Source organism: Cyanobium sp. Aljojuca 7A6, assembly GCF_024346455.1.
GTDB lineage: Bacteria > Cyanobacteriota > Cyanobacteriia > PCC-6307 > Cyanobiaceae > Cyanobium.
The window spans coordinates 127,361-153,347 of sequence record NZ_JAGQCY010000002.1 but is presented as its reverse complement, the minus strand read 5'-3'; the positions used below and the strand labels follow the sequence as shown (position 1 = coordinate 153,347).

Below are 25,987 nucleotides of genomic sequence, written 5' to 3'. Positions count from 1 at the left end.
CCGTAAGTCCTGGAGGTTGGGGTCGATCCTATGCAGAGTTTCTTTGAACGCCGGGGGCCCAGGCTCGATACGACCCTGCCCAGTGTGCGCCATGTTCAGGAGCTGATCCGCATCCGCACTCCCGTGAACGTGGTGCTGCTGACCGGCCAGGAGTGTGATGGCATCATCCGCTGGCAGGACAGCCATTTCCTGGCCATGAGCACCGAACCTGGCACCCCGTTGCTGCTGATCAGCCTGACGGCGATTGCCTCGTTGCGCGCCCTCAGCTGAGCGATCCATGGGCTGTGACACGATCACTCCCACCCCATACGGCCCGTGACAGACCCCTCCCGCTACGAGCCCGAGTTGATCGAGCAGCGCTGGCAGCTGCAGTGGGAGCAGTTGGGACTTCACGCCACACCTGACCTCGCCGACGACGCTGGCGACACCTACTACGCCCTGTCGATGTTCCCCTATCCATCGGGGAGCCTGCACATGGGCCATGTGCGCAATTACGTGATCACCGATGTGATCGCCCGGGCGGCCCGGCTTCGGGGGCGCCAGGTGCTGCACCCCATGGGCTGGGATGCGTTCGGACTGCCGGCGGAGAACGCCGCCATCGAACGGGGCGTCGACCCGGGTGCCTGGACCGACCACAACATCGCCCAGATGCGCGAGCAGCTCAAGCGCCTGGGCCTTTCCATCGACTGGGACCGAGAGGTGGCCACCTGCCACAGCGATTACTACCGCTGGACCCAGTGGCTGTTCCTCCAGTTTCTCGATGCCGGCCTGGCCTACCGCAAGGAGGCGACTGTCAACTGGGACCCGATCGACCAGACGGTGCTGGCCAATGAACAGGTGGATGCCGAGGGGCGTTCCTGGCGCTCCGGCGCCCAGGTGGAGAAGCGCCGGCTGCGGCAGTGGTTTCTGAAGATCACCGCCTACGCCGATGCCCTGCTCGACGATCTCCCCTGCCTGCAGGGCTGGCCGGAGCGGGTGCGCACGATGCAAGCCAACTGGATCGGCCGCTCCCTCGGGGCCGAGCTGACCTTCATGGCCGAATCCGGAGCCGGCATCACCGTCTTCACCACCAGGCCCGACACCATTTTCGGAGCCACCTATGTCGTGCTGGCTCCAGACCATCCCCTGGTGGCTGAGCTGACCACCGACGACTGCCGCCTCTCCGTGGCCGCCTTCTGCGATCTGGTCAGCCGCCAGAGCGAGCAGGAGCGCACGGCCGAGGACCGGCCCAAGCGCGGTGTGCCGATCGGTGCCTGGGTGCGCAACCCCGCCAGCGGCGAGCGGATTCCCGTCTGGATCGCCGACTACGTGCTGGCCGACTACGGCACCGGTGCCGTGATGGGGGTACCGGCCCACGACCAGCGCGACTTCAGCTTTGCGCGCCAATACGCATTGCCGGTGCGGCGCGTGGTGATCCCCGAGGGGTCCGACCCCCACGCCTACGAGGGCCAGGCCTGGACCGAAGCCGGTGTGCTGATCGCCTCCGGTCCCTTCGACGGTCTGACCACAGCCGAAGCCAAAACGAGCATCGTCGCCAGTGCCGAAGCCCTGGGCTGGGGACAGGGACGGGTGCAGTACCGCCTGCGCGACTGGCTGATCTCGCGTCAGCGGTACTGGGGTTGCCCCATCCCCGTGATCCACTGCGACAGCTGCGGCGTTGTGCCGGTCCCCGAGGAGCAGCTGCCGGTGGAACTGCCCCGGGACATCCCCCTGAGCGGCAAAGGGGGTACCCCCCTGGCCAAGCTGGACTCCTGGGTGAACGTGCCCTGCCCCCGCTGCGGCGCCCCCGCCCAGCGGGAGACCGACACCATGGACACCTTCATGTGTTCGTCCTGGTACTACCTGCGCTACAGCGACCCCCACAACGACCAGCGGCCGTTCGGGCGCGGCGCCGTCGACCGCTGGCTGCCCGTGGACCAGTACGTGGGCGGGATAGAGCACGCCATCCTGCACCTGCTCTATTCCCGCTTCTTCACCAAGGTGCTGCGGGACCGGGGCCTGCTGGGCTTCTCCGAACCCTTCGCCCGCCTGCTCACCCAGGGCATGGTGCAGGGCATCACCTATCGCAATCCCCACACCGGCCAGTACGTGGCGCCGGCCCAGGTCACCGACGCCAGCGACCCCCGCGATCCGATCAACGGCGAGGTGCTGGAGGTGTTCTACGAAAAGATGTCCAAGTCGAAGCACAACGGCGTCGATCCAGCGGTGGTGATCGACCGCTACGGCGCCGACACGGCCCGCATGTTCATCCTGTTCAAGGCGCCCCCGGAGAAGGATCTGGAGTGGGACGACGCCGATGTGGAAGGCCAGTACCGCTTCCTGCAGCGCCTCTGGCGCCTGGTGGACGCGGCCCATGGCCGAGGCCTGCGCCTTTCAGGACCAGGAGCGCAGCCCATGCAGGAGCCCGGTCCCCCCTGCTTCAGCGATGGCGACAGAGAGCTGCGGCGGGCCGTGCACACGGCCATCGCCGCCATCAGTGAAGACCTGGAGGGCGAGCTCCAGCTCAACACCGCCGTCTCGGAGCTGATGAAGCTCAGCAATGCCCTGACCGCCCATCTGGAGGGGGCCAGCCCAGCGGCTGGCCGCGAGGCGCTGTCCACCCTGCTGATCCTGCTGGCCCCCTTCGCGCCCCACCTGGCCGAGGAGCTCTGGCAGAAGCTCAGCGGCGTCGGGAATGGGGCGACCGTCGCGGCGGAGGCCAGTGTCCATCGCCAGCACTGGCCTGTTGTGGATCCAACCGCCCTGGTGCGCGACACCATCCCCCTGGTGATCCAGGTGAAGGGCAAGATGCGCGGCAGCCTGGAGGTGCCCGCCGACGCCGATGCGGCCACCCTGGAGCGCCTGGCGCTCGAGAGCGAGGTGGCCCAGCGCTGGCTGGAGGGTCAGCCGCCCCGACGGGTGATTGTGGTTCCGGGCAAGTTGGTCAATCTGGTGCCCTGAGGGCGGCCGCATGGTGACGCAGATGGTCGTCGATGAAGCTGGCGATGAAGAAGTAGCTGTGGTCGTAGCCCTCCTGGTAGCGCAGCTCCAAAGGATGGTTGGCCGCTGCCGCCGCCGCCGCCAGGTCGGCGGGCCGCAGTTGGCTCTCGAGGAACGGATCGGCGAGGCCCTGGTCCACCAGCAAGGGCAGCCGCTGCGCCGCTGAAGCCAGCAGCAGCGAGGCATCCCAGTCGGCCCACGCCCGCTGATCCGGACCCAGGTAGGCGCCAAAGGCCTTCTGCCCCCACGGACAAGCCGTGGGGTGGCAGATCGGGGCGAAGGCGGACACCGACCGGTAACGGCCCGGGTGCCGCAGGGCCGCGACCAGGGCACCATGGCCCCCCATCGAATGGCCGCTGATGCTGCGGGCCTGGCCCAGGGGCAGCTGGGCTTCCAACAGGGCGGGCAGTTCCTCCACCACGTAGCTGTGCATCCGGTAGTGCCGGTCCCAGGGTGGGGCGGTGGCATCCACGTAGAAGCCCGCCCCAGGGCCCAGATCCCAGCCACCCTGCGGATCCGTGGGCACCTCGGGGCCCCTGGGGCTCGTGTCCGGTGCCACCAGGGCCAGGCCGAGGTCGGCGGCGAGGCGATGGGCCCCGCCCTTCTGCATCACGTTCTCATCGGTGCAGGTGAGGCCCGACAGCCAGTAGAGGGCCGGCACCCGGACCCCCTCGAGGGCCTGGGGGGGCAGGAACACTGCCAGGGTGGCCGCCCGTTCAGTTGGGTGGAACGGTGCCGGTAACGGCGGTGCAGACCGCCGAAGCTGCGGTTTTCGCTGAGCAGCTCAAGCATGGGTGGGGGAGCCGCCTGAGGCACTCAGAAGTGGATCACGGAGCGGATGCTCTCGCCGGCGTGCATCAGGTCGAAGGCCCGGTTGATGTCCTCCAGCCCCATCGTGTGGGTAATGAAGCGATCGAGGGGGATCTCCCCCTGCTGGAAGCGCTCAACGTAGACGGGCAGCTCCGTGCGGCCCCGCACCCCACCAAAGGCGGAGCCGCGCCACACCCGCCCGGTCACGAGCTGGAACGGCCGGGTGGCGATCTCCTGGCCCGCTCCGGCCACGCCGATGATCGTGGATTCGCCCCAGCCCTTGTGGCAGCACTCGAGGGCAGCGCGCATCACCTGAACATTGCCAATGCATTCGAACGAGTAATCGACCCCACCATCGGTGCAATCGATCACCACTTCCTGGATCGGGGCGTCGAAGGCCTTCGGATCGAGGCACTCGGTGGCGCCGAGCAGGCCGGCAATGGCGAACTTATCGGGGTTGGTGTCGATGCCGATGATCCGCTCCGCCCCGGCCATCACCGCTCCGATGATCACCGCCAGGCCGATGCCGCCGAGGCCGAACACGGCCACGCTGCTGCCGGGTTCCACCTTGGCGGTGTTGAGCACGGCGCCGATGCCGGTGGTGACGCCGCAGCCCAGCAGGCACACCTTCTCGAGCGGCGCCTCAGGGGCAATCCTGGCCACGGCGATTTCAGGCACCACCGTGTATTCGGAGAAGGTGGAGGTGCCCATGTAGTGGAAGATCCGCTCGCCGTTCCGGGAGAAGCGGCTGCTGCCGTCGGGCATCAGGCCCCGGCCCTGGGTGCCGCGGATCGCCTGACAGAGGTTGGTCTTGCCGGAGAGGCAGAAGCGGCAGACGCGGCATTCGGGCGTGTAGAGCGGGATCACGTGGTCCCCCACCGCCACCGAGGTCACGCCCGGGCCGATCTCCTCCACCACAGCACCACCTTCATGGCCGAGCACCGCCGGGAAGATCCCCTCAGGGTCGGCACCGGAAAGGGTGAAGGCATCGGTGTGACACACCCCCGTGGCCACCACCCGCAGCAGCACCTCGCCAGCTCGGGGCCCTTCCACGTCGATCTCGGTGACCTCCAGCGGCTGGCCGGCGGCCCAGGCGACCGCGGCACGGGATCGAACCATGGGAAAGATCCGAAACCTATCAGGTGTGGTGGAATGTCAGGCTGTCGGGCCTACCCCAGTCGCCAACGGCTCCATAGCCGCGGGCATTGGCACAAAGGTGGCGCAGCATCCAGAACACCGGCTCCACCGCTTCGAGCTCCAGTTCCGTCTGGATCACGGCCAGGCTTCGGGGCCGGCCATCGGCCAACAGACCCTCCACCTGGCTCTGCAACGCCAGGATCCCCGCGGCCGCCAGCTTGCCGGCTTCCACCCCGGGCTGGTGATAAGCGTTGACGTTGACCAGCTCTCCGTAGAGCCCGACGGCGCGCTCGAACAGGCCGATCAGGGCGCCGAGGCCCCGGGCATCGAAGCGGCGCAGGGTGATGGTGATGCTCTGGCGATCCTGTTCGGCGAGGGCCGCCCGGGTGCCCTGCAGGAAGCCCTCGAGAAAGTCGGCCGGGCACTCGCCATCGATCGTGGGGATCTCCTGGGGATCCTCCAGCACTTCGATGAAGGTCACGAAGAAGTTGTCGAGCCCATCGCGCAGCTGCTGCACGTAGGCGTGCTGATCGGTGGAGCCCTTGTTGCCATACACCGCCAGGCCCTGGTGCACCACCTCGCCCTCCCGGTCGAGCCGCTTGCCCAGGGACTCCATCACCAGCTGCTGCAGATAGCGGCTGAACACCTCCAGTCGGTCGCGGTAGGGCAAGACCACCATGTCGCGGCGACCCCGGCCACCACCGGCCACGTGCCAGGAGGCGGCCAGAAGGGCGGCCGGATTGGCGCGCAGGCTGGGCACCCGGGTGAGGCGATCCATGGCGGCGGCCCCCTCCAGGAAGCCGCGCAGGTCGGCGCCGATCAGGGCGGCGGGCAACAGGCCAACGGCACTGGTGATGCTGGTGCGGCCGCCCACCCAGTCGAACATGTCGAAACGCCGCAGCCATCCCGCCGCCTTCGCCTCCTGATCCAGGTGGCTGCCCTTCATGGTGATGGCCACGGCCTGGGCAGGCCAATCGCCCCCGGCTGCCACCACCCGGGCCCGGGCCTGCACCATGCCGAGATGCGGTTCGGGGGTACCGCCCGACTTGCTCACCACGATCACCAGCGTGGTGGTGAGGCGCTCGTCCAGGCCGGCCAGGGTGCGGGCCATGCCGTCGGGGTCGACGTTGTCGAAGAAGTGGAACGGCAGCCCCTTGCCTTGGCGTTGCAGGGCCCGGAGCATCAGCAGAGGCCCCAGGCCCGAGCCGCCGATGCCGATCCAGAGAACGTCGGTGAAAGGTCCGCCGCCGGGCGCCATGATCGTGCCCGCCAGCACCTCCCGCCCGAAGGCTTCGAGTCGATCCACTTCGTCAGCGATGGCCACCGCCACAGCCGGATCGGGAGCCAGCTCCGGGGCCCGCAACCAGTAGTGACCCACCTGACGCCCTTCGTCGGCGTTGGCGATGGCCCCGGCCTCCAGGGCCTCCAGGGCCGCGAAGGCACGGGCGAAGGTGGCCTGGAAGGAGGCCAGATCCTCCTCCCCAAGAGCCATCCGGCTCACATCCAGCCAGAGGGAGAGATCGGGATCGTGCCAGAGCAGCTGGCGGAAACGCTCCCAGAGGGCAGCGGAATCGTGGCCGTTCAACGGCGGCAGCGGGGACATGGCTCCTGGGACGCCGTGACGGGCCCCCGAACCGTATCCATCCGCCTCCATATTCGGCAAGCGGATCGGCGGATGCGGGGCTTCCCCCACAGGGTCCAGCGGCGAGAGCGCCCTACCAGGAGGGCAAATCCGGAAGTGTTCGTTACGATTGATCTAAAGAGCACGTTTTTGCTTGCTGTCCCGCTTCGCAAGAACTAAGCCTCCGAGCTTTTCTCGCCTTCGAGGGGGGGGGGCAGCCGTTTTTCGCGCCACGCTGCTGCTTGGGGCGATCGGACTGTGTGTCGTTCCCTTCAGCCGCGAACCCCAGCGCCAAGGCCGCACCCCCTTCCTGCTCACCGAAGCGGAGCGGGGCATCGAGGCCTTTCCCCTGATCAGTCCCTCCACCAGCGAAGGTCTGCGTCCTGACCCGGTCGATTTCAGTCCCGAAGAGCTACGCGAGCTGAACCGCCGCTTCGGCGTCCACGGCCCCCAGCCTCGCCTCGCCCAGCTGTTCACCGAGGGCATCGACCAGCTCCAACCCCTGCGCACCCATACCCTCGGTCGGCTTGAGGAGCTCAGGCCGGTGATTCTCAGCGAGAGCCGCCGTCACGGCATCAACCCGATGCTGGTGACCGCTGTGCTGTTCGATGAACTGCAACATGCCAAGCCCGGTGAGGATCACCCTCTGGCCGCCCGCAGCGGCTTGTTCAGCACCCTTGGGCCCGCCCAGCTCAGCCTCGGTGAGCTCGTCAAGCAGGGCCTGCTGCCGGCCGATGCCACCCAGGAGCAGATTGATGAGGCCCGCATGCAGCTGCTCGACCCTGATCGCAACGTGCGGCTGCTGGTCGGCAAGTTCGTGCGCCTCAAGCAGGCCTTGGGCCTCTCCGGCCAGACCCTGATGAACGCCAGCACCAACCCGGCCGACGCCAAGGCCATGGCCACCCTGGCCTATCTGCACAACGGCAAGCTCGATTACCCGGCGCGGGTGCTCCGCTACATGCAGGATCCGGAACTTCACGCCTTCCTTTACGGCAGCCGCAAGCCGATCACCAGCCCGCTCATCTGAGCCCGATCAGCAGAGGACGCCGATGGAGGCGAGCCGAAGCTGCAGCTCGCGCCAGTCAAAACTGCGGGGATCCATCCGTTCTCCACCCAGATCCACGTGCTGGTGGGTGGTGATGTTGCTGGCCGGAATGCCGTAGCGGCGCATCCAGCGGCCCAGGACGATCGCCAGCGCGTCGTACTGGGCCGCGGTGTACCCGCTGTGGGCGCTGTCCTGGTCCTCCCCATCAAGTGGGGTTTCCAGGCTCAGGTGCAGTGAGAAGTTGTTGATCGAGCCTCCCACCTCCGGGTTGGTCACCACCCAGCGGCCGTTGAAGGCGGAATTGCCGGACCCGAAGGCCCGTTTGGATGGATCGAGCACCTCCACCACCCGGCCGTCGAGGCCGATCAGGGTGTGGTAACTCACCTGGTCCTCGTCCCTGGGGTGGGGCGTCATGAAGGTGTTGATCGCCGAGTTGATGCCGTAGACGGTCTCATGCAGCACGACGACCTGGGGCGTGGGGTCCAGCGGCTGGCCGAAGACATCCTGGCGAAAGCGCTCGCCGTAGTTGCTCGGATCAATGCGCAGCCGGATGGTCTCATAACGGAGGCGTTCCGCCAGGGCGAGCAGGCGGTTGCGCAGCAGCGGGTCGGCCTGGCAGGCGCCACCCAGCGGAGCTCGCCAGGCCGCATGGGGCGGTGGCAGGGTCTGGGCTGGTGGAGGTGGCTGCAGCTGCCCGCCAGCACCTGGGGACTGGCGCACCTCGTCAAGCAGGTCGAGCAGGGAGGCACGGCCGCCGGCATTGCCCGGGGCGCCGAACAGGTCGCGTCCCAGCCAGGTGAGACCACCGAGGCTCAGCACACCCGCGCCGGCCACCGCCAGTACCAGGGGACGCAGGGACGAACTCATGGCTGGAGAGACAGCCAACGCTGCCGGTTCAGGCCCGTCTGGTCATTGTTCAGCAGGGGGTCGATCACCAACTGCCAACTGGCCACCGCAGGGGGGTCGGGCCACAGCCCGGTGCTGCGCACCAGGCCATCACGGCAGTAGAGCAACACTCGTTCCGCCGGCACCGTGGTGGGGCCGATGGCCAGGGAAAGGTCCTCTGGACGCCGCAGGCGCCGTCCGTCAAGGGCCAGCAGCTCATCCCCTGGCTGCAGGCGGGACCGTTCAGCCGGGCCGTCCCTGTGCACCCGCTTCAGCTGCATCGGCCTGTCTGCAGCGTCCTCGAGCTGCCAGCCGAAGAACGGCTCTGTCGCAGGCTTCGGCACCAGGGCCAGGCCCACGTCAGCCAGGTAGCTGGCCAGGTCGGGGTCGTCGGTGCTCTCGAGCCAGTGGGGCAGAAGCTCGGCCAGGTCGGCGGCCTGCTCGGCAAAAGCAGCGATCAGGTCGTCGTTCCGGTAGCCCCGGCCCCAGGCCCCATGACTGCGCCAGAGGGCCCGCAGCACCATGGCCAGGCAGGAACCCTGCCGCCGCAGGTGCAGGTCGAGCACCAGGGCGACCACAGCCCCCTTCAGGTAGTAGCTGATCTGGCTGTCGGCAGAAGAGGCGTCCTGCCGGTAGAGCTTCACCCAGGCCTCTTCGGCGCTTTGCCGCAACCCCTGGACCCGGCGACCTGGGGTGAGCAGGTAACGGCTGAAGTCGGCCCCCAGGTCCTCCAGCAGTTCGGCCTCCGTGCCCAGGCCGGCCGCCAGGGGCAGCAGGAGGTCGAGGTAGGAGGTGACGCCTTCGGCAAACCAGAGACCGGGAACGATCGCGACCCGGTCGTAGTCGATGGGGGTGAGCTCAGCGGGCCTCAGGCGGCGCACATTCCATTGGTGGAGATACTCATGGGCCACCAGTTGCAGCAGCTTGCGACGACCGCCTGGCGCCGCCAGGGCCCGGCGCCCGAACTGCAGCACGCTGGCGTGGTCGTGTTCGAGGCCGCCGTAGGCCTCGGCCAGCAGATGCAGCACGAACAGATAGTTGGGGCTGGCGGGGATCGGTTCCCCCATCAGACGGCAGCAGGCCAGGGCAACCCGTTCCACGTCGGCGAGCCAGAGGGGATCGTCGGCGGGCAGGTCGGCGCCCCAGGTGACCCAACGATGGGGCACGTCAGCGACGCTGAACCGGTGGCAGGGATGGGGGCCAACCTCAACCGGGCTGTCGATGAGCTGGTCGAAGTCTGCAGCGATCCAGGCGTTGGTGCCGTCGCAGGGAAGGGGAACAAACCCCTGCCAGCCCTCGGGCAGTTGCAACTCGAGTCGATGGGGGTGCCAGCGTTCCCCGCTGACCTGCAGGACTACACCGGCCAGGGCCAGGAAGCCATGGTCAGCACTGAGATGGCAGGTGCGCACGCTCAGCTCGGTGGCCTGGAGGCGATAGTGAATCACAAGCGGCGCCAGGCTCCTGAGATCCAGACGCCAGCAGGCCTGCGACGCACGGGAGGTGGCGACGGGCGTCCCGCCCTGGGACACCTCCAGGGCCTCCAGATGGCGAACGTAGTCGCGGATCAGGTAGGACCCAGGGGTCCAGGCCGGTAATCGCAGCTCCGGCTGCAGGCAACGGGGCGTGAGCTGGAGCGTGACCCTGACCAGGTGGCGGTGGGGTTCACGCAGATCGAGCTGGACGATCGGCCCGGCGGCCCCATCACCACGGGGTTGGTCGTCAGACACGGAGCTCGATCGACGCCGTGGGAAGAGCCAGGCTGGCCTCCTGGAGGGCCGCTCTTGCGGCATAGGCCCGGGTGATTTGGCCCAGCAGCCGTTGCAGGGGGGTGCTGCGGCTGAGGCGCTGGAGGTCGCCCACCAAGGCCAGGGACCCATCTGCCTGGCGGGCCCAACCCAGGGACTGACCGTCCTTCAGCTGCACCTGGAGTGTCACCGGTAGACGCTCGTCACCGAAACCAGCGAGTTCACCGCCCAGGCGCCAGGGAAGCTTGAGCGTGGAAAGTGTGGCTCCCAGGAGATCAGCATCCCGCAGCACGGTGGGCAGGATGGAGAGATGGGACATGGACGCAATGCCCGATTCCGCCGACCATAGCGATCCCAGCGGGTCTCTCCAGTGGCCATTGCCACAGCCGCTTCCGGCCGGCGGGACCCCGCTGCGACTGGCGGTGATGGCCTCCGGCGAGGGCAGCAACTTCGAAGCCCTGGTGGAGGCCTGCGCGCAGGGGCTTCTGCAGGGGCAGGTGGTCGTGCTGGCCGTGAACCGGCAGGGCTGCGGGGCCCAACGCCGGGCCGAACGACTCGGCATCCCCTGCCAGGTGATCGACCACCGCAGCCAGCCGTCGCGGCAGGCCCTCGACGGCGCCCTGATCGCCCTGTTCCGCACGCACCGGGTCGATCTGGTGGTGATGGCGGGCTGGATGCGCATCGTCACCGACGTGCTGATTGAGGCCTTCCCGGATCGTCTGGTGAACATCCACCCCTCCTTATTGCCCAGCTTCCGCGGCGCCGATGGGGTGGGGGAAGCCCTGGCCGCCGGGGTCACCCTGGCGGGATGCACCGCCCACCTGGTGACGGCCGACGTGGATGCGGGACCGATCCTTGCGCAGGCGGCCGTCCCGGTGCTGGCGGGGGATGACCGGCAGCGGCTCCATGCCCGCATCCAACGTCAGGAGCATCGGATCCTGCCGCTGGCTGTGACCCTGGCCGCCCAGCGGCTGGCTCAGGGGTAGAAGGGCAGCAGCGGCAGGCCGGTTCCCGCCTCCAGGCCACTGAGCAGGTTGAGGCACTGCACTCCCTGACCGGCTTGCCCCTTGACCAGGTTGTCGATGGCGCTCATCACAATGAGTTGGCCGGTGCGCGGGTCGACCTGCACCGAGAGCAGGCAGCGGTTGGTGTTGCGCACCCACTTGGTGGAGGGGTATACCCCCACCGGCAGCACCTGCACGGTGGAGCTGTGGCGGTAGGAGGCTTTCAACAGGGTTGTGCAGTCCTCGGCGGTGAGTCCGGGATCCCGCAGCCGGCCGTAGACCGTGGCCAGCAGGCCGCGCACCATCGGCATCAGGTGGGGGGTGAACTGCAGCTGGATCGGCTGGCCCGCCGCCTGGGCCGCCAGTTGCTCGATCTCACTGGTATGGCGATGGCCCACCACCCCATAGGGAGCGACCGCCTCGGCGGCTTCAGCCAGCAGCAGGTTTTCCTTGGCGGCCCGACCGCCGCCTGAGGTGCCCGTCTTGGCATCGATGACGATGCCGCCCGTCTCGATCAGTCCCTGCTCGAGAAACGGCAGCAGGGCCAGCAGGCTGGCCGTGGGGAAACAACCGGGAGCCGCCACCAGCCGTGCTTCCCGGATGCGTGCTTCGGCCACCTCCACCAGGCCATACACCGCCTCCTGACAGAGCTCGTCGTCCTGGCGGGAAACCTGGCGGGCTTCGGCGGCGTACACCTCCTCCCAATGGGACAGGGAGCGGTAGCGGTAGTCGGCCGAGAGATCCACCACCTTGACGCCGCGTTGCAGCAGATCGGGAACCAGACCGGCCGCGAGGCCGTTCGGCAGGCTCAGCACGGCCAGATCGGCGGCCGCAGCAATGGCGTCCGGATCTGGCGAGCGCACCACCAGGTCGTCCTCCAGCGGGAGGAAAGGCACCAACTCACTCCAGCGCTTGCCCGTGCTGCGCTCCCCACCCAGAAAACTGACCGAGAGATGGGGGTGGCCCTGCAACAGCCTGAGGGTCTGCAGTCCCCCGTAGCCGCTGGCACCGATCACCGCAACGCGCTGTCCAGCCATGCGGAACGCCAAAGAACGCTGGATCGTACCGGCACCCTATAAATAAGGTTCGGTCCTTTCAGGGATCGGCCACGTCCATCACCCCGCTCCCTTGACCGTCCTGTCCGGCCCACGCCAGTCCACGGGAATTCACTTCGATGCCATCGCCGATGCCCTGGCGGCGATCCGCAACGGCGAGTCGATCGTGGTGGTCGATGACGAGAACCGCGAGAACGAAGGTGATCTGATCTGTGCGGCCCAGTTCGCCACGCCCCAGCAGATCAACTTCATGGCCACCGATGCCAGGGGGCTGATCTGCCTGGCCATGGAAGGGGAACGGCTCGATGCCCTCGATCTGCCACTGATGGTGGATCGCAACACCGACAGCAACCAGACCGCCTTCACGGTGAGCGTGGATGCGGGACCGGAGCGGGGGGTGAGCACAGGCATCTCGGCGGAGGACCGGGCCCGGACGATTCAGGTGGCGATCCATCCGGGCTCCCGCCCCGCCGACCTGCGCCGGCCCGGCCACGTCTTCCCCCTGCGGGCCCGCCAGGGCGGCGTGCTTCAACGGGCCGGCCACACGGAGGCGGCCGTCGACCTGGCCCGTCTGGCCGGGCTCTATCCCGCCGGCGTGATCTGCGAGATCCAGAACGCCGACGGCTCCATGGCCCGTCTGGCCCAGCTCGCCGACTACGCCCGTCAGCATGGGCTGCGGCTGATCAGCATCGCCGACCTGATCCGCTATCGCCTCGACACCGAGCGTTTCGTGGCCCGCCAGGCGGAGGCCTCCCTGCCCAGCAGCTTCGGGCAGTTCCGGGCCATCGGCTACCGCAACGAGCTCGATGGCAGTGAGCATGTGGCGATCGTCAAGGGATACCCCGAGCGCAGCTCCGGGCCGGTGCTGGTGCGGGTGCATTCCGAGTGCCTCACCGGGGATGCCTTCGGTTCACTCCGCTGCGATTGCCGCCCCCAGCTGGAAGCGGCCCTGCGCATGATCGAGTCCGCCGGCGAAGGTGTGGTGGTCTACCTGCGCCAGGAGGGCCGCGGCATCGGCCTGGTCAACAAGCTCAAGGCCTACAGCCTCCAGGATGGCGGCCTGGACACGGTGGAAGCGAACGAGCGGCTGGGTTTCGCCGCCGATCTGCGCAACTATGGCGTCGGGGCCCAGATCCTCAGCGACCTGGGTGTGCATCGGCTGCGGCTGATCACCAACAACCCCCGCAAGATCGCCGGGCTCGGCGGCTATGGCCTGCAGGTGGTCGACCGGGTCCCCCTGGTGATGGACCCCGGCATCCACAACGCCGCCTACCTGCGGGTGAAGCGCACCAAGCTGGGGCACCTGATGGATGTCGAGTCCCATGGACTCACGGCCGTGCTCGGCTGGCACGGCCCTGTGGATCCGCTGCTGGGGGCCAGCCGCCTTGAGAGCCTGCGGGACTGGGCTCGGCGCAAGGGCCTGGTGCTGGAGCGTGAGGAGGACCCACGCCTGCTCGCCCTGCTCCATCGCCCTGGTCTGGCCCTGCTGCTGGCCGCCCAGCAGGGCCGCCAGCTGACGGCCGCCGACCTGGCCGGCCCGCTGATGGAGGTGGCCCGCTGGCAGGGCACCTCCGGTGTGACGCTGCTGCTGGCACCCGACTCCCGCCGCAAAGGCCATCCGAGCATCGACTTGGAACCGGAGCGTCGCCAACTGGCCGACCTCGTGCCAGCCGCTGCCACGGGTGCGGAAGCCGGGGATGGTCAGCCGGCCGGCACCCTCGCCTGCCCCCTGCTCAACCTCACCCCCGGGGCCTTCATCGTCTGGGGCTAGTCCTCGATCGTCACCGTGCGGATGCGGCTGCCGTTTTTGAGCGCCAGCACCACATCGATGTTTTCGGTGTGACCGAACACGGTGTGCTGACCATCCAGGTGGGGCTGGGGGCCGTGGCAGAGGAAGAACTGACTTCCGCCGGTGTTGCGGCCCGCATGGGCCATCGACAGGCTGCCGGCCTTGTGCTTCTGGGCGTTGATCTCGCAGGGAATCGTGTAGCCGGGGCCGCCGGTGCCGGCCGTTCCGCGGGCACCCTCACGGCTGTTGGGACAGCCCCCCTGGGCCATGAAGCCATTGATCACCCGGTGAAAGGCGAGGCCGTCGTAGAAGCCATCCTTGGAGAGCTTGACGAAATTCGCGACGGTGCCGGGAGCATCGGTGTCGAACAGATCGATGGTGATCAGGCCGGCGTCGGTGTCCATCAGGGCCTTGGTCACGGTCGGGGAGGCAAACTTCGACTGTATCTGTCCAGGGCACCCTGCTTCCATGGCTACCTCCGAGCCCCGCTCCCCATCCCCCCAGGCCGGCGGTCTGGCCAGCCCCGATCTTGCCCATGCCCGCCTTGGGGTGCTGGGTGGCAGCGGCCTCTACGCCATCGAGGGCCTGGAGGATGTTCGCGAACTGACCGTTGAGACCCCCTACGGGCCCCCGTCCGACAGCCTGCGGATGGGGCGCATCGGTGATCTGGAGGTGGTGTTCCTCGCCCGGCACGGCCGCCACCACACCTTTACCCCCAGTGAGGTTCCCTACCGGGCCAACCTCTGGGCCCTGCGCTCCCTGGGCGTGCGCTGGATCCTGTCGGTGTCGGCCGTTGGCTCGCTGCAGGAGAGCGTGCGCCCCCTCGACATGCTGGTGCCGGATCAGTTCATCGATCGCACCATGCAGCGACCCCTCACCTTTTTTGGTGAGGGGTTGGTGGCCCACGTGGGCAACGCCGATCCCTACTGCGCCGTGCTCTCCAGGGTGCTGGGCGACGTGAGCGACAGCCTGATGCCGGAAGGTCGCCAGCTGCACCGCGGCGGCACCTATCTCTGCATGGAGGGGCCGGCCTTTTCCACCCGGGCCGAATCCGAGCTCTACCGCTCCTGGGGCTGCGCCGTGATCGGCATGACGAACCACACCGAAGCCCGCCTGGCCCGTGAGGCGGAGATGGCCTACGCCACCCTGGCGATGGTCACCGACTACGACTGCTGGCACGCGATGCATGATGCCGTCACTGTCGAACTGGTGATTGACAACCTGCGCGCCAATGCGCTGCTGGCCCAACAGATCGTGCGCCTGGCGGCCGAGCGGATCCAGGCCCTGCGCCCCCCCAGCCCGGCCCACCAGGCGCTGCGTGATGCGCTGATGACCCCGGCCGCCCAGGTGCCGCCAGCCACCCGGCGCCGCACCGAGCTGTTCACAGCCCCCTACTGGGGACCGTTCACGCCAGAGGAGGCGTCGACGACGGCGGCAAGCTGAGGCCGAGGGCTTCGAGGCACTGGCGCAGGCCGGGGCCGTGGTGTTCCAGCGCCGCCCGTGCCGCCTCGACCCCAAGGCCGGAGGCCGCCATCAGCAGCGCCAGTCGCACTGATCCACCGGATCGCTGCAGCAGGCCCAGGCCCTCCTCCCTGGGTACTCCGGCCAGGTCCCTCAGGATGCGCAGGGCCCGGTCCTCCAGCTTGGTGTTCGTGACGGCCACATCCACCATTCGGTTGCCGAAGACCTTGCCCAGGCGGACCATGACGCCGGTGGACAAGATGTTCAGCGCCATCTTGGTGGCCGTGCCTGCCTTGAGCCGGGTGGAGCCGGTGAGCAGCTCCGGGCCGGTGAGAAGGCGGATATCGATGTCGCAGGGCATCGGTACCTGCTCAGCGGGCACACAGGCCATGGCCACGGTGAGGGCCCCGATGGCGCGGCCATGGGCCAGCCCCCCCAGCACATAGGGGGTGGTGCCGCCGGCGGCGATGCCGACCAGGGCATCACCTGGGCCGAAGCCCCGCTGGTTGAGGTCGTCCCGGCCCGCCTCCCGCAGGTCCTCCAGCCCTTCAGAGCTGCGCAGCAGGGCCGCAGCCCCGCCCGCCAGCACACCCTGCACCAGCTCAGGGGGACTGCAGAAGGTGGGCGGGCACTCCGCCGCATCCAGCACACCCAGCCGGCCGGAGGTACCGGCCCCCAGATAAAACAGGCGCCCGCCGCCCGACAGGCGAGCCGCGATCGCATCGATGGCGGCCGCCAGGGCCGGCGCGGCAGCGGCCACCGCCTGCTGGGGCAGCAGGTCGTTGGCGCAGAACAGCTCCACCAGGCTGGCCGTCGGCAGGCGGTCGAGATCGTCGCTAGCCGGGTTGGGCCGCTCGGTGAGCAGATGGCCCCTGTCGCTGCCGGGATCGCTCAAAGCAGTCCTTCGAGGCGGCGACGAAAGGCCTCCAGCTCGGGATCGCTGCCGGAGCCGTCGGGGCCCTCGGAGCCAGCCTGCGCCGCCGCCGCCTGCTCCTCCTTCCAGGTGGTCACGTCCATGTTGCGTTCGGGCGGCGCAATCAGCAGCCGCTCCTCCTCGCTGTTGGGCAGAAAGCCGGCTGGAACGAAGCGGGCTTCGTAGCCAGCCTCAGCACAGAACGTCTCGAGCTCCTCCCGGTCCAGGGCCTCAACACAGGGCACCGGAAAATCCTGGGCCTCGAGCAGGCCGGCGTAGCGCTCGGCGTCATCCGGGTCCTCAAACAACAGCACCACCGTGCGCCCCCCGAGCTCGAGCGAATGGATGCCCTCCTGGTCGCTGCCCGGATCGAACAGCAGGACATGCACCGGTTTGGGTGGGGGACCGCTGGCAGTCACATCGTTCGGGATGGGGCGTTGGCCAGTGTCTCATCCGTTGGCTGCCCCTGTGACGGTCAGTCGTTGATGGGAACGCTGCCCTGCTCCCGGTGCAGCTCCTGCAGGCGCCGGAACAGGGCCTCCTCCGCCTCTGTCGGGGTGGCCGGCACAACGATCCTGACTTCCACCAGCTGGTCACCCCGGTGCTCCCCCTGGCTCTGGCCCCGGTGCCGCAGGCGCAGCAACCGGCCGCTGGAGGAACCCGGGGGCACCCGCAGCCGCACGGGACCCTCCAGGGTGGGCACCACCGCCTGACAGCCGAGGGCGGCATCCGCAGGGTGCAGATCGAGTTGGTAGAGCACCCGCAGTCCATCGATGCGCAAGCCCTCTTCGGTGCGAACCCGCAACTGCAGGAAATGATCAGCGCCGCCTGCCGCCACCCCGGCCAGCCGCAGCCGCCAGCCATCCCCCGCCAGGGGCGGCGACCAGACCTCCACCACGGTGCCGTCGCGCAACTCCAGCTCCAGTCGTTGGCCGGAAAGCGCCTGCTCCGGGGTGAGGCTCACCAGGGTTTCCTCGTCGCTGGCGGCCATCACCGGGGGCGGTGAGGCCGGTGCCGCAGTGACGCTGCCGGCATCGGGGGGCTCCTCCTGTTCGGGCTCCTCAGCCCAGGCCCGGGCGCTGCGGCGCTCCTGGCCGAAGAGCTGGGCCAGGTAGTCCTCGAAACGGGGGAAGCCAGTGGCGAAGGGATCGGCTTCGAAGCCGGCACTGTCCTGCCCCTCGCCGGCCTCCCAGGCGCGGCGCCGGATCGGATCCGAGAGCACCGCATAGGCCTCGTTGACCCGCTTGAAGCGGGCCTCGGCCACCGGATCGTTGCCGTTGAGGTCGGGATGCCAGCGGCGGGCCTGCTGGCGGAAGGCCCGCTTGATGCTTGCCGCGTCGGCACCCGCCGCCAGACCGAGCACCTCCCAGTGGTCGCGGGCGGCCGTCGCCACCGAATCCGAGCGGGTGGATTGGCTCACGACCCTCAGCCGTCGGCCCAGGGATCATCCTGATCGGCCCTGCCGCCACGGCGGGGGCGGTGCCGCTCGGACGCCAGGTCGCGATCCAGGGGCTCCTGCCGATCCCAGGAACGGCCGTTTTCCCAGCGGCGGGAAGGAAGGTCGTCGTCGTAGCCCCCCTCCCGCTCGGCGTAGCGGCCGAGAGGGTAGGCATCCCGCTGGGGCAACCGCGGCGGGCTGGCCCAGGGATCGGAGCGGCCCGATCCGCCCCAGTCGTCCCAGTCGTCGTCGGCGAAGAGTTCGTCCTTGAGGGAGCCCAGGGTGTTCTTGAGTCCCCTGAGCGGGCCGCTCTCCGAACGCCGTTCCCCCAGCAGGCGCCTGTTGAGCCCGAACAGGGCCTCCTGAAGCTGGCTGACGGTCAGGTCGAGGTCGGCAGGGTCGTCCTGGGCCAGCACATCCTGCACATCCCGCAGGGCCAGCTCCACGGCGCGCTGCTGGCGTTCGGCTCCGGCGGGCCCCAGCTCGAGGGCGGCATCCCGCAGGCGCCGTTCGGCCTGGGCCACCAGGGTCAGGGCGCGGTTGCGGCGGTCGATGACGGCCCGCTTGCGGCGATCCTCGACCGACTTGCGCTCCGCCTCCTCCAGCAAGCGGTTGATCTCCTCCTCGCTGAGGTTCGACCCCCCCTGGATCGAGACGCTCTGCTGACGTCCGGTGGTGCGGTCGGTGGCGGACACCTGCAGCAGGCCGTTGGCATCGATGTCGAAGGACACCTGCACCTGGGGCACCCCGCGGGGGGCCGGTGGAATGCCGGAGAGGCGGAAGCGACCGAGGGACTTGTTGTCGGCGGCCATCTGGCGCTCGCCCTGCAGCACGTGGATCTCGACCGACGACTGGTTGGCCTCCGAGGTGCTGAACAGATCCGACTTGCGCACGGGAATGGAGGTGTTGCGCGGGATCAGTACCTTCATCACCCCACCGATCGTCTCCAGGCCGAGGGAGAGGGGGGTGACGTCGTTGAGCATCAGATCGCGCAGCTCACCAGTGAGGATGCCGGCCTGCACGGCCGCGCCGATCGCCACCACCTCGTCGGGGTTGACCGACTGGCAGGGCTCGCGGGGAATGAGGGTGCGCACCATCTCCTGCACCATGGGCATGCGGGTGGAGCCCCCCACCAGCACCAGGTCATCGATGGCGTCGGCCGTCAGGCCCGAATCCCGCAGGGCCCTCTGGACCGGCCGCAGCAGCCGGTCGAGCAGATCGGGGCAGAGGCCTTCGAAGGTGCTCCGCTCCAGGGTCGTCTCGATGTGGAGGGGGCCATCGGGTCCCGTGGCGATGAAGGGCAGCGACAACGGGGTGCTCTGGACCCCCGACAGCTCCTCCTTGGCCTTCTCGGCGGCCTCGGTGAGTCGCTGCAGGGCCTGGCGGTCGCGACGCAGGTCGAGGCCATTCTGCTGCAGGAAGGCTTCGGCCACCCAGTCGACGATGCGCCGGTCCCAGTCGTTGCCGCCCAGCTGGGTGTCGCCGCTGGTGGCCATCACGTCGAAGACGCCGTTGGCGATGCGCAGCACCGATACATCGAAGGTGCCACCGCCGAGGTCGAACACCAGCACCCGCTTGACCGTGCTGCGATCGAAGCCGTAGGCCAGGGCCGCTGCGGTGGGCTCGTTGAGGATCCGCTCCACAGCGATTCCCGCCAACCGGCCCGCATCGCGGGTGGCCTGGCGCTGGGCGTCGTTGAAATAGGCCGGCACCGTGATCACGGCCGCCTCGACCTCCTCGCCGAGGTAGGTGGTGGCGTCATCCACCAGCTTGCGCAGGATGGAGGCCACCAGTTCCTCAGGGGCGTACTCCCGCTCGGTGGCCGGCGCGATCACGCGCACATTGCCCTGGTCGTTGGCGCGCACGCTGTAGGGCACCCCCAGACTGCCCTCGTCCAGCTCGTCCCAGCTGCGTCCGACGAAACGCTTCAGGTTGGCGAAGGTGTTGCGGGGGTTGAGCACCAGCTGGCGTCGGGCCAGCTGGCCCACCAGCAGCTCCTGATCACGGCTGAATCCCACCACCGAAGGGGTGGTGCGCCCCCCCTCGGCATTGGCGATGACCTGGGGCCTGCCGCCTTCGAGCACGGCCACCACCGAGTTGGTGGTGCCCAGATCGATGCCGACGATGCGCCCCATGGATGTCCTGATGGCGCCCCAACGCTACCGGAGCCTGACGGCCGTTAAACCGAGCTTAAACGCGGGGGCTGAAACTCGTGCTCAGATCAGGTGGAACGTCCATGCCGACCGGCACCATCCCTGCATGAGGAGCGCTCCACCCATCGACGCGTTCACCCTTCGACGACGTCCCCCCCAGGAAAAGCTGACCGACATCGGCTTCCGCCAGCTCACCCTGGTGCTGGCCGCCTCGGTGGGGATCATCCTGCTGGCCATCTTCGTCACGGTGTTCACCGGCGCCAGGGAAGCCATGGCCACCTTTGGCCTGCGCTTCCTGACCACGTCCGCCTGGGATCCGGTCAACGAGCAGTACGGCGCCCTGATCGCCATCTACGGCACCCTCGTCACCGCGGTTCTTTCCCTGCTGATCGCGGTGCCCATCGGCCTGGGAACGGCGATTTTCATCACCGAGGATCTGCTCCCCCGCAGCCTCAGGGACGTGATCGGCCTGCTGGTGGAGCTCCTCGCCGCCATCCCCTCCGTGGTCCTCGGCCTGTGGGCGATCTTCGTGATGGAACCGGCCATCCGGCCGTTCCTCTCCCTGCTGCACACCACCCTGGGCTGGACGCCGTTCTTTTCCACCGAGCCCCAGGGCCCCGGCACGGCTCCAGCGATCCTGATCCTGGTGGTGATGGTGCTGCCGATCATCACCGCCATCTCCCGTGATGCCCTCAACCAGGTGCCGATTGAATTGCGCCAGGGGGCCTACGGGGTCGGCACGACCCGCTGGGGGGCGATTTTCAACGTGATCCTGCCCGCGGCCGTCTCGTCGATCATGGGCGGGGTGATGCTCTCCCTCGGAAGGGCCATGGGTGAAACCATGGCTGTCACCATGATCATCGGCAACTCCCTCAATTTCAGCCTGTCCCTCCTGGCTCCGGGCAACACCATCGCCTCGATGCTCGCCAACCAGTTCGGTGAAGCGGATGGGATTCAGGTTTCGGCCCTGATGTACGCGGCCGTCGTGCTGATGATCCTCACCTTCGTCGTCAACGTCTTGGCCCAGTGGATCGTGCGGCGTCTCAGCCTGCGTTACTGACGCCCGTTCTTCCTTTCCAGTCCCTCCACCTCGCCAACGACGTCCCCAGGCCATGTCCGTCACGTCCCCACCAACGACCAGCCAGTTCACCGAGCGGCTCACCCTCCATTACGACCCTGGTCTGAAGCGCAATCGCTTGAACCAGATCGCCAATGCCGTTGCGGGCACGTTCGCCGCCCTCGCGGTGATTCCCCTTTTCCTGGTGCTGATCTATGTGCTGATCCAGGGGGGGCGTCTGCTCAGCCTGCAGCTGCTCACCGAACTGCCACCGGCACCTGGACTGGAGGGCGGGGGCATCGGTAACGCCATCCTCGGCACGATCGTGGTGACCCTGATCGCCTCCCTGATCGCCATCCCCGTGGGTGTGGGCGGTGGCGTCTACCTCTCGGAATACGCCCAGGACGGCTGGTTTTCCAAGTTCGTCCGCTTCGGCAACGACGTGCTCGCCGGGGTTCCATCGATCATCTGCGGCGTCTTCATCTATTCCCTGATCGTCGCCACGCGGATCTTTTTCGACCAGAGCTTCAGCGCCATGGCCGGCGGCATCGCCCTTTCCGTGCTGATGCTGCCCACCGTCATCAAGACCACCTACGAGGGCCTGCTGCTCGTTCCCCAGGAGATGCGCATGGGTGCCTACGGGGTCGGTGCCTCCCGGTTCGTCACCATCACCCAGATCACCCTGCCCGCCGCCTTCACGCCCATCGCCACTGGCGTGGTGCTGGGGATTGCCAGGGCCGCCGGTGAAACGGCGCCCCTGATCTTCACGGCCCTGTTCTCCCCCTTCTGGCCGGAAGGACTGTTCAATCCGATCGCCACCATGTCGGTGCTGATCTTCAACTTCGCGATCATGCCCTACGAAGCACAGAACCAACTGGCCTGGGCCGCTTCGTTCGTGCTGGTGCTCATGATTCTTGGAGCCAACCTGCTGGCCCGCTGGATCAGCCACGCCACTCGCGCCTGATCGCTCTCCCTGCCCATTTCCTCCGGCTCCGTTTCCTTTCGTTCCTGACATGACTTCCTCCTCCTCTTCCTCCTCCACCGTGGCCAGCGACGTCTGCATGTCCCTGCAGGATGTCACCATCTCCTACGGCAGCTTTGAAGCGGTCAAGAACGTCTACATGGATCTGCCGAAGGGCAAGGTGACCGCGTTCATCGGCCCCTCGGGCTGCGGCAAGAGCACGGTGCTGCGGGCGCTCAACCGCATGAACGACCTGATCCCCGGTTGCTCCCTCAAGGGCCGGGTGATCTTTGATCAGCACGATCTCTACGACAAGCGCGTCGATCCCGTGGAGGTGCGGCGTCGCATCGGGATGGTGTTCCAGAAGCCCAATCCCTTCCCCAAGTCCATCTACGAGAACATCGCCTTCGGTGCCCGGATCAACGGCTACAAAGGCGACATGGACGAGTTGGTGGAACGCTCCCTGCGCAAGGCGGCCGTCTGGGATGAGTGCAAGGACAAGCTCAAGGAAAGCGGCTTCTCCCTCTCGGGCGGCCAGCAGCAACGCCTCTGCATTGCCCGTGCCATCGCCACGGAACCCGAGGTGATCCTGATGGACGAACCCTGCTCGGCGCTCGATCCGATCTCAACCCTCAAGATCGAGGAGACGATGCACGAACTGAAGCGCAGCTACACGATCATGATCGTGACCCACAACATGCAGCAGGCTGTGCGCGTGGCCGACATGACAGCCTTCTTCAACGCCGAGGCCGTCGAAGGAGGTTCAGGGAAAGTGGGCTATCTGGTGGAATTCAACGAGACCGAAAACATCTTCAACTCCCCCAGTCAGCAGTCAACGCTCGACTACGTCAGCGGACGCTTCGGCTGACTCCTGGCTTCGGGGTCGTCAAACGAAATGCGGCTACCAGAACCCTTTCAGTGCCTGCACTGGGAGGGTTTTCAGTCGCCTGTAAGCCAAAAAAAAGCCGGCCCGGAGGACCGACTTCAAAAGCGGAGAGGGAGGGATTCGAACCCTCGATAGAGTTGCCCCTATACAGCATTTCCAGTGCTGCGCCTTCGACCACTCGGCCACCTCTCCAGCGGCGAAATGGGGCAGATGGCAATGTAGCAGGGGCTGCTCCTGGCCTCCGCGCCCCAACGGCACCATCCCCTCCGCCCACGTCCCCATGACCCGCACCCACCCGATCACGGTCCACTGGCGACAGGCCAACCGCGTCATCCGACTTGATGTGCCGGAGGGGGAGTACATCCTGCGCAGCTTCGAAGCCCAGGGCGAGCCGCTCCCCTTCAGCTGCCGAAACGGCTGTTGCACCGCCTGCGCGGTGCGGGTGCTGGCTGGAAGCATCGATCAACGGGAGGCCCTCGGCCTGTCGAAAGTGCTCCGCCAGGAGGGCTACGGCCTGCTCTGCGTCGCCAGGGCCACCGGCCCGCTGGAGGTGGAAACCCAGGACGAGGACGAGGTCTACGACCGCCAGTTCGGCCGCTTCTTCGGCCGCGGTCTGGTACGTCCCGGCCTGCCCCTGGACGACGAATGACCTCCCTCAGTCAACAGGCCCTGGCGGGCTCCGGCCTTGATGCCTCTGAACTGGAGCGTCTGCTGCAGGTGGCCCGCGAGGCGGCCGAGGCCGGGGGCCTTGAGCTTCGGCGCCATTTCGGCCGCCTGGAGCAGGTGAAGGAGAAGGGCATGGCGGGCAATCTGGTCACCGAGGCCGACCTGGCAGCCGAAGCCGCCGTGCTGGCAGTGCTGGCGGCCGGCACCCCCGGCGTCGCCATTCTGGCCGAGGAAAGTGGTCAGCTCGCCGGCCAGGGCGACCTGCTCTGGTGCGTCGACCCCCTCGATGGCACCACCAACTACGCCCATGGCTATCCGTTCTTCGGCACCTCCGTGGGCCTCAGCTGGCAGGGGCTGCCGCTGCTCGGTGCCCTGGAGGTGCCGGTGCTGGAGGAGCGTTACTGGGCCGCTCCGGGCCGGGGCGCCTGGTGCAACGACCGCCGCCTGCAGGTGAGCGACTGCGCCGCCCTGGCGGATTCCCTGCTCGTCACGGGCTTCTCCTACGACCGGGTGCGCCGCCTCGACAACAACTACGCCGAGTTCGCCTGGTTCACCCACCGCAGCCACGGCGTGCGCCGTGCCGGGGCTGCCGCCGTGGATCTGGCCTTCGTCGCCGCCGGCCGGGTTGACGGCTACTGGGAGCGCGGCCTGTCGCCCTGGGACCTGGTGGCCGGCGTTGTGCTGGTGGAAGAGGCCGGCGGGCAGGTCTGCGCCTACGACGGCGGCCGCCTCGACCTGGGCGACGGCCGGGTGATCGCCTGCACCCCCGCCCTGCGCCAGCCCCTGATCGAGGGGCTGGCCCAGTGCCGCCCCCTCAGCGGGGCCAGCTTCGGCGCCCCGGAGCTGGATGGCCTCGCCGGCGGCGTAGCCGACGTTCCATAGGATCCGCCCCTCACCACCCCACCGCCCGAACACTCCCCTCCATGGCCCTCCAACCTGCCGCCGGTGCGCGGGACCTGAACCCGGGTCAGGTGGACAGTAACCGGCGTCTGTGCGATCTGCTGGCCAACGTGTACCGCCTCTGGGGCTACCAGGAGGTGGCCCCCCCCACCATCGAGCGGCTCGACACCCTCGAGGCCGGCGGCGCCATCGCCGAACGGGAGCTGGTGCGGCTGGTGGCCGATGAGCCCCTCGGGCTGCGGCCGGAACTCACCGCTCCGATCGCCCGGGCCGCCAGCACCCGGATGCTGGGTCGACCCCGGCCCCTGCGGCTCTGGTCCAGCGGCACCACCTTCCGCAGCTTCAGCGGCGATGGTGGCGGCCAGCGCATCAGCGAGCAACTGCAAAGCGGCGTCGAACTGCTTGGTGAACCCTCCCCCGCCGCGGACACCGAGCTGCTGCATCTGCTGCTGGCGGCCGTGGCCAGCCTGGGGCTGCCGCCCCGGCACCAACCCACCCTGCTGGTGGGCCACCACGGCCTGCTCGGCGCCCTGCTGAGCCAGGTCCCGGAGGAGCAGCGCTCAGCGGCGCGTCATGCCCTCACCGATTTCGACCCCCTGGCCCTCGCGGCCCTGGCCCTGCCCGACAGCCAGCGCCAGCGTCTGATGGCCCTGATCGGGCTGCGGGGGGAGCCGGTGCAGGTGCTCTATCAACTGGAGCAATGGCTCGGACCGGTGCCGTTGCTGGAGTCCTTCGCCGCCACCCTGGCCAGCGTTCAGGAGCCGGCCAGCGCCCTGGGGGTGCGGGTGCAGCTGGATCCCACCTTCCAGCCCCACTTTGATCTCTACGACGGCCTGGTGTTCAAGCTCGTCTGCCAGGCGGCCGAGGCTCCGGTGGCCATCGCCAGCGGCGGCCGCTACGACGCCCTGGTGGGTCGCTTCTGCGCCGACAGCTCCGTGGCGGCCGGCACCGGCTTCGGTTTCGACGTGGAAGCGATCCGCGACCTGCTCGAATCGGAGGGAGCCGCTGGTGCGGCCAAGGTCCAGGCCCCGGGGCCCTGGCTGGTGGCCAGCGCCACCGCCGCTGGCCTGGCTCAGGCCCTCAGCCGCATGGCCGACCTGCATCGCGGGGGGGAGGCCGCCGAGCTGTGCACCCACCCCTGCGCCGACCAGGCGTCCGCCGAGCAGCTGGCGGCGGAGCGGGGCTGCCGTGGTGCGGTCTGGCTGGCTGCCTAGGATCCCGCCGCTGCGTCTCCCCATCGATGGCCCACTCGATCGTCACCAACGTCTGCGAGGGCGTGGCCGACTGCGTCGACGCCTGTCCGGTGGCCTGCATCCACCCCGGAGCGGGGGCGAACAGCAAGGGAACCACCTTCTACTGGATCGATTTCGACACCTGCATCGACTGCGGCATCTGCCTGCAGGTGTGTCCGGTGGCGGGGGCGATCCTGCCGGAGGAGCGGCCCGACCTGCAGAAGCCCGGGGGCTGAGGTCCGCTGGTTCG

At 68.4% G+C, this 25,987-nt stretch carries 24 protein-coding genes, 1 tRNA gene and 1 pseudogene; 13 read left to right on the top strand and 13 right to left on the bottom strand.

The window, feature by feature from the left end; genetic code table 11:
• Nucleotides 1-30: 30 nt before the first annotated feature.
• The gene (locus KBY95_RS02550; protein ID WP_254963105.1) at nucleotides 31-270 is read left to right on the top strand and encodes an Hfq-related RNA-binding protein; all 240 of its coding nucleotides are present in this window, start codon (nucleotides 31-33) and stop codon (nucleotides 268-270) included.
• 45 nt (nucleotides 271-315) lie between these two features.
• Nucleotides 316-2,940: a leucine--tRNA ligase gene (leuS, locus tag KBY95_RS02545; RefSeq protein ID WP_254963104.1), complete on the top strand. Its 2,625-nt coding sequence runs from the start codon at nucleotides 316-318 to the stop codon at nucleotides 2,938-2,940.
• Here the strand turns inward: leuS and fghA are convergent.
• The 3 genes and pseudogenes from fghA to KBY95_RS02530 form a co-directional block, all read right to left on the bottom strand.
• Nucleotides 2,924-3,771: pseudogene (gene fghA / locus KBY95_RS02540) on the bottom strand (S-formylglutathione hydrolase). The gene leuS and the pseudogene fghA sit on opposite strands and share 17 nt — an antisense overlap.
• Before the next feature lie 24 nt (nucleotides 3,772-3,795).
• The gene (locus KBY95_RS02535; protein WP_254963103.1) at nucleotides 3,796-4,908 is read right to left on the bottom strand and encodes an S-(hydroxymethyl)glutathione dehydrogenase/class III alcohol dehydrogenase; all 1,113 of its coding nucleotides are present in this window, start codon (nucleotides 4,906-4,908) and stop codon (nucleotides 3,796-3,798) included.
• Nucleotides 4,909-4,927: 19 nt separating this feature from the next.
• On the bottom strand, nucleotides 4,928-6,529 hold the full coding sequence (locus tag KBY95_RS02530; protein ID WP_254963102.1) for a glucose-6-phosphate isomerase: 1,602 nt from the start codon (nucleotides 6,527-6,529) through the stop codon (nucleotides 4,928-4,930).
• Between the two features lie 352 nt (nucleotides 6,530-6,881).
• On the opposite strand from KBY95_RS02530, the gene KBY95_RS02525 reads away from it, so the two are divergent.
• The gene (locus KBY95_RS02525) at nucleotides 6,882-7,574 is read left to right on the top strand and encodes a helicase DnaB (RefSeq protein WP_254963275.1); all 693 of its coding nucleotides are present in this window, start codon (nucleotides 6,882-6,884) and stop codon (nucleotides 7,572-7,574) included.
• Nucleotides 7,575-7,580: 6 nt separating this feature from the next.
• On the opposite strand, the gene KBY95_RS02520 is transcribed toward KBY95_RS02525, so the two are convergent.
• From KBY95_RS02520 to KBY95_RS02510, 3 genes are read right to left on the bottom strand one after another with little or no spacing between them, the layout of a single operon-like run.
• On the bottom strand, nucleotides 7,581-8,459 hold the full coding sequence (locus KBY95_RS02520; RefSeq protein WP_254963101.1) for an N-acetylmuramoyl-L-alanine amidase: 879 nt from the start codon (nucleotides 8,457-8,459) through the stop codon (nucleotides 7,581-7,583).
• Nucleotides 8,456-10,204, bottom strand: a complete 1,749-nt coding sequence (locus KBY95_RS02515) for a M61 family metallopeptidase (RefSeq protein WP_254963100.1) — start codon at nucleotides 10,202-10,204, stop codon at nucleotides 8,456-8,458. Before KBY95_RS02515 ends, KBY95_RS02520 begins: the two co-directional genes overlap by 4 nt.
• Nucleotides 10,197-10,541, bottom strand: a complete 345-nt coding sequence (locus KBY95_RS02510) for a DUF1257 domain-containing protein (RefSeq protein WP_254963099.1) — start codon at nucleotides 10,539-10,541, stop codon at nucleotides 10,197-10,199. The genes KBY95_RS02515 and KBY95_RS02510 overlap by 8 nt, the downstream gene beginning before the upstream one ends.
• Nucleotides 10,542-10,548: 7 nt before the next feature.
• Here KBY95_RS02510 and purN point away from each other — a divergent pair, with 7 nt between their 5' ends.
• Nucleotides 10,549-11,208 carry a phosphoribosylglycinamide formyltransferase gene (gene purN, locus KBY95_RS02505; RefSeq protein WP_254963098.1) on the top strand — a complete coding sequence of 220 codons (660 nt, stop codon included), beginning with the start codon at nucleotides 10,549-10,551 and terminating at the stop codon, nucleotides 11,206-11,208.
• Here purN and argC read toward each other — a convergent pair.
• Complete coding sequence (gene argC, locus KBY95_RS02500) at nucleotides 11,199-12,263, bottom strand: N-acetyl-gamma-glutamyl-phosphate reductase (RefSeq protein WP_254963097.1); 1,065 nt, start codon at nucleotides 12,261-12,263, stop codon at nucleotides 11,199-11,201. The genes purN and argC overlap by 10 nt on opposite strands.
• A 91-nt stretch (nucleotides 12,264-12,354) precedes the next feature.
• On the opposite strand from argC, the gene ribBA reads away from it, so the two are divergent.
• The gene (gene ribBA, locus KBY95_RS02495; protein ID WP_254963096.1) at nucleotides 12,355-14,052 is read left to right on the top strand and encodes a bifunctional 3,4-dihydroxy-2-butanone-4-phosphate synthase/GTP cyclohydrolase II; all 1,698 of its coding nucleotides are present in this window, start codon (nucleotides 12,355-12,357) and stop codon (nucleotides 14,050-14,052) included.
• Here the strand turns inward: ribBA and KBY95_RS02490 are convergent.
• The gene (locus tag KBY95_RS02490; protein WP_254963095.1) at nucleotides 14,049-14,489 is read right to left on the bottom strand and encodes a peptidylprolyl isomerase; all 441 of its coding nucleotides are present in this window, start codon (nucleotides 14,487-14,489) and stop codon (nucleotides 14,049-14,051) included. The genes ribBA and KBY95_RS02490 overlap by 4 nt on opposite strands.
• A 49-nt stretch (nucleotides 14,490-14,538) precedes the next feature.
• Here KBY95_RS02490 and mtnP point away from each other — a divergent pair, with 49 nt between their 5' ends.
• On the top strand, nucleotides 14,539-15,513 hold the full coding sequence (gene mtnP, locus KBY95_RS02485) for an S-methyl-5'-thioadenosine phosphorylase (protein ID WP_254963094.1): 975 nt from the start codon (nucleotides 14,539-14,541) through the stop codon (nucleotides 15,511-15,513).
• On the opposite strand, the gene murQ is transcribed toward mtnP, so the two are convergent.
• The 4 genes from murQ to dnaK all read right to left on the bottom strand — a co-directional run bounded on the left by murQ (nucleotide 15,476) and on the right by dnaK (nucleotide 20,017).
• On the bottom strand, nucleotides 15,476-16,426 hold the full coding sequence (murQ, locus tag KBY95_RS02480; RefSeq protein WP_254963093.1) for an N-acetylmuramic acid 6-phosphate etherase: 951 nt from the start codon (nucleotides 16,424-16,426) through the stop codon (nucleotides 15,476-15,478). The genes mtnP and murQ overlap by 38 nt on opposite strands.
• Nucleotides 16,423-16,833, bottom strand: a complete 411-nt coding sequence (locus KBY95_RS02475) for a DUF3110 domain-containing protein (RefSeq protein ID WP_254963092.1) — start codon at nucleotides 16,831-16,833, stop codon at nucleotides 16,423-16,425. Before KBY95_RS02475 ends, murQ begins: the two co-directional genes overlap by 4 nt.
• A gap of 86 nt (nucleotides 16,834-16,919) precedes the next feature.
• Entirely contained in the window at nucleotides 16,920-17,864 is a 945-nt protein-coding gene (locus tag KBY95_RS02470; protein WP_254963091.1) for a DnaJ domain-containing protein, read from the bottom strand.
• 5 nt (nucleotides 17,865-17,869) lie between these two features.
• The gene (gene dnaK, locus KBY95_RS02465) at nucleotides 17,870-20,017 is read right to left on the bottom strand and encodes a molecular chaperone DnaK (RefSeq protein ID WP_254963090.1); all 2,148 of its coding nucleotides are present in this window, start codon (nucleotides 20,015-20,017) and stop codon (nucleotides 17,870-17,872) included.
• 124 nt (nucleotides 20,018-20,141) lie between these two features.
• Here dnaK and pstC point away from each other — a divergent pair, with 124 nt between their 5' ends.
• From pstC to pstB, 3 genes are read left to right on the top strand one after another with little or no spacing between them, the layout of a single operon-like run.
• Nucleotides 20,142-21,095, top strand: coding sequence for a phosphate ABC transporter permease subunit PstC (gene pstC, locus KBY95_RS02460; protein WP_254963089.1), 954 nt, complete (start codon nucleotides 20,142-20,144; stop codon nucleotides 21,093-21,095).
• 52 nt (nucleotides 21,096-21,147) lie between these two features.
• Entirely contained in the window at nucleotides 21,148-22,056 is a 909-nt protein-coding gene (pstA, locus tag KBY95_RS02455; RefSeq protein ID WP_254963088.1) for a phosphate ABC transporter permease PstA, read from the top strand.
• Between the two features lie 49 nt (nucleotides 22,057-22,105).
• Nucleotides 22,106-22,921: a phosphate ABC transporter ATP-binding protein PstB gene (gene pstB, locus KBY95_RS02450; RefSeq protein ID WP_254963087.1), complete on the top strand. Its 816-nt coding sequence runs from the start codon at nucleotides 22,106-22,108 to the stop codon at nucleotides 22,919-22,921.
• Nucleotides 22,922-23,044: 123 nt separating this feature from the next.
• On the opposite strand, the gene KBY95_RS02445 is transcribed toward pstB, so the two are convergent.
• Nucleotides 23,045-23,131 (bottom strand) — tRNA-Ser (locus tag KBY95_RS02445).
• A gap of 88 nt (nucleotides 23,132-23,219) precedes the next feature.
• Here KBY95_RS02445 and KBY95_RS02440 point away from each other — a divergent pair.
• From KBY95_RS02440 to KBY95_RS02425, 4 genes are read left to right on the top strand one after another with little or no spacing between them, the layout of a single operon-like run.
• The gene (locus KBY95_RS02440) at nucleotides 23,220-23,588 is read left to right on the top strand and encodes a 2Fe-2S iron-sulfur cluster-binding protein (RefSeq protein ID WP_254963086.1); all 369 of its coding nucleotides are present in this window, start codon (nucleotides 23,220-23,222) and stop codon (nucleotides 23,586-23,588) included.
• Nucleotides 23,585-24,487 (top strand): inositol monophosphatase family protein, encoded by a 903-nt coding sequence (locus KBY95_RS02435; protein WP_254963085.1) that lies wholly within the window; start codon nucleotides 23,585-23,587, stop codon nucleotides 24,485-24,487. The genes KBY95_RS02440 and KBY95_RS02435 overlap by 4 nt, the downstream gene beginning before the upstream one ends.
• Before the next feature lie 41 nt (nucleotides 24,488-24,528).
• Complete coding sequence (locus KBY95_RS02430; protein WP_254963084.1) at nucleotides 24,529-25,719, top strand: ATP phosphoribosyltransferase regulatory subunit; 1,191 nt, start codon at nucleotides 24,529-24,531, stop codon at nucleotides 25,717-25,719.
• 26 nt (nucleotides 25,720-25,745) lie between these two features.
• Nucleotides 25,746-25,973, top strand: a complete 228-nt coding sequence (locus KBY95_RS02425; RefSeq protein WP_254963083.1) for a ferredoxin family protein — start codon at nucleotides 25,746-25,748, stop codon at nucleotides 25,971-25,973.
• Nucleotides 25,974-25,987 lie beyond the last annotated feature (14 nt).

Excerpts from the sequence above, each read along its gene's own strand:
- KBY95_RS02550 (WP_254963105.1), top strand. The coding sequence starts at position 31 with ATGCAGAGTTTCTTTGAACGCCGGGGGCCCAGGCTCGATACGACCCTG.
- KBY95_RS02535 (WP_254963103.1), bottom strand. The coding sequence starts at position 4,908 with ATGGTTCGATCCCGTGCCGCGGTCGCCTGGGCCGCCGGCCAGCCGCTG.
- KBY95_RS02530 (WP_254963102.1), bottom strand. The coding sequence starts at position 6,529 with ATGTCCCCGCTGCCGCCGTTGAACGGCCACGATTCCGCTGCCCTCTGG.
- KBY95_RS02520 (WP_254963101.1), bottom strand. The coding sequence starts at position 8,459 with ATGAGTTCGTCCCTGCGTCCCCTGGTACTGGCGGTGGCCGGCGCGGGT.
- KBY95_RS02510 (WP_254963099.1), bottom strand. The coding sequence starts at position 10,541 with ATGTCCCATCTCTCCATCCTGCCCACCGTGCTGCGGGATGCTGATCTC.
- purN (WP_254963098.1), top strand. The coding sequence starts at position 10,549 with ATGCCCGATTCCGCCGACCATAGCGATCCCAGCGGGTCTCTCCAGTGG.
- argC (WP_254963097.1), bottom strand. The coding sequence starts at position 12,263 with ATGGCTGGACAGCGCGTTGCGGTGATCGGTGCCAGCGGCTACGGGGGA.
- mtnP (WP_254963094.1), top strand. The coding sequence starts at position 14,539 with ATGGCTACCTCCGAGCCCCGCTCCCCATCCCCCCAGGCCGGCGGTCTG.
- dnaK (WP_254963090.1), bottom strand. The coding sequence starts at position 20,017 with ATGGGGCGCATCGTCGGCATCGATCTGGGCACCACCAACTCGGTGGTG.
- pstC (WP_254963089.1), top strand. The coding sequence starts at position 20,142 with ATGAGGAGCGCTCCACCCATCGACGCGTTCACCCTTCGACGACGTCCC.
- pstA (WP_254963088.1), top strand. The coding sequence starts at position 21,148 with ATGTCCGTCACGTCCCCACCAACGACCAGCCAGTTCACCGAGCGGCTC.
- pstB (WP_254963087.1), top strand. The coding sequence starts at position 22,106 with ATGACTTCCTCCTCCTCTTCCTCCTCCACCGTGGCCAGCGACGTCTGC.
- KBY95_RS02440 (WP_254963086.1), top strand. The coding sequence starts at position 23,220 with ATGACCCGCACCCACCCGATCACGGTCCACTGGCGACAGGCCAACCGC.
- KBY95_RS02435 (WP_254963085.1), top strand. The coding sequence starts at position 23,585 with ATGACCTCCCTCAGTCAACAGGCCCTGGCGGGCTCCGGCCTTGATGCC.
- KBY95_RS02430 (WP_254963084.1), top strand. The coding sequence starts at position 24,529 with ATGGCCCTCCAACCTGCCGCCGGTGCGCGGGACCTGAACCCGGGTCAG.
- KBY95_RS02425 (WP_254963083.1), top strand. The coding sequence starts at position 25,746 with ATGGCCCACTCGATCGTCACCAACGTCTGCGAGGGCGTGGCCGACTGC.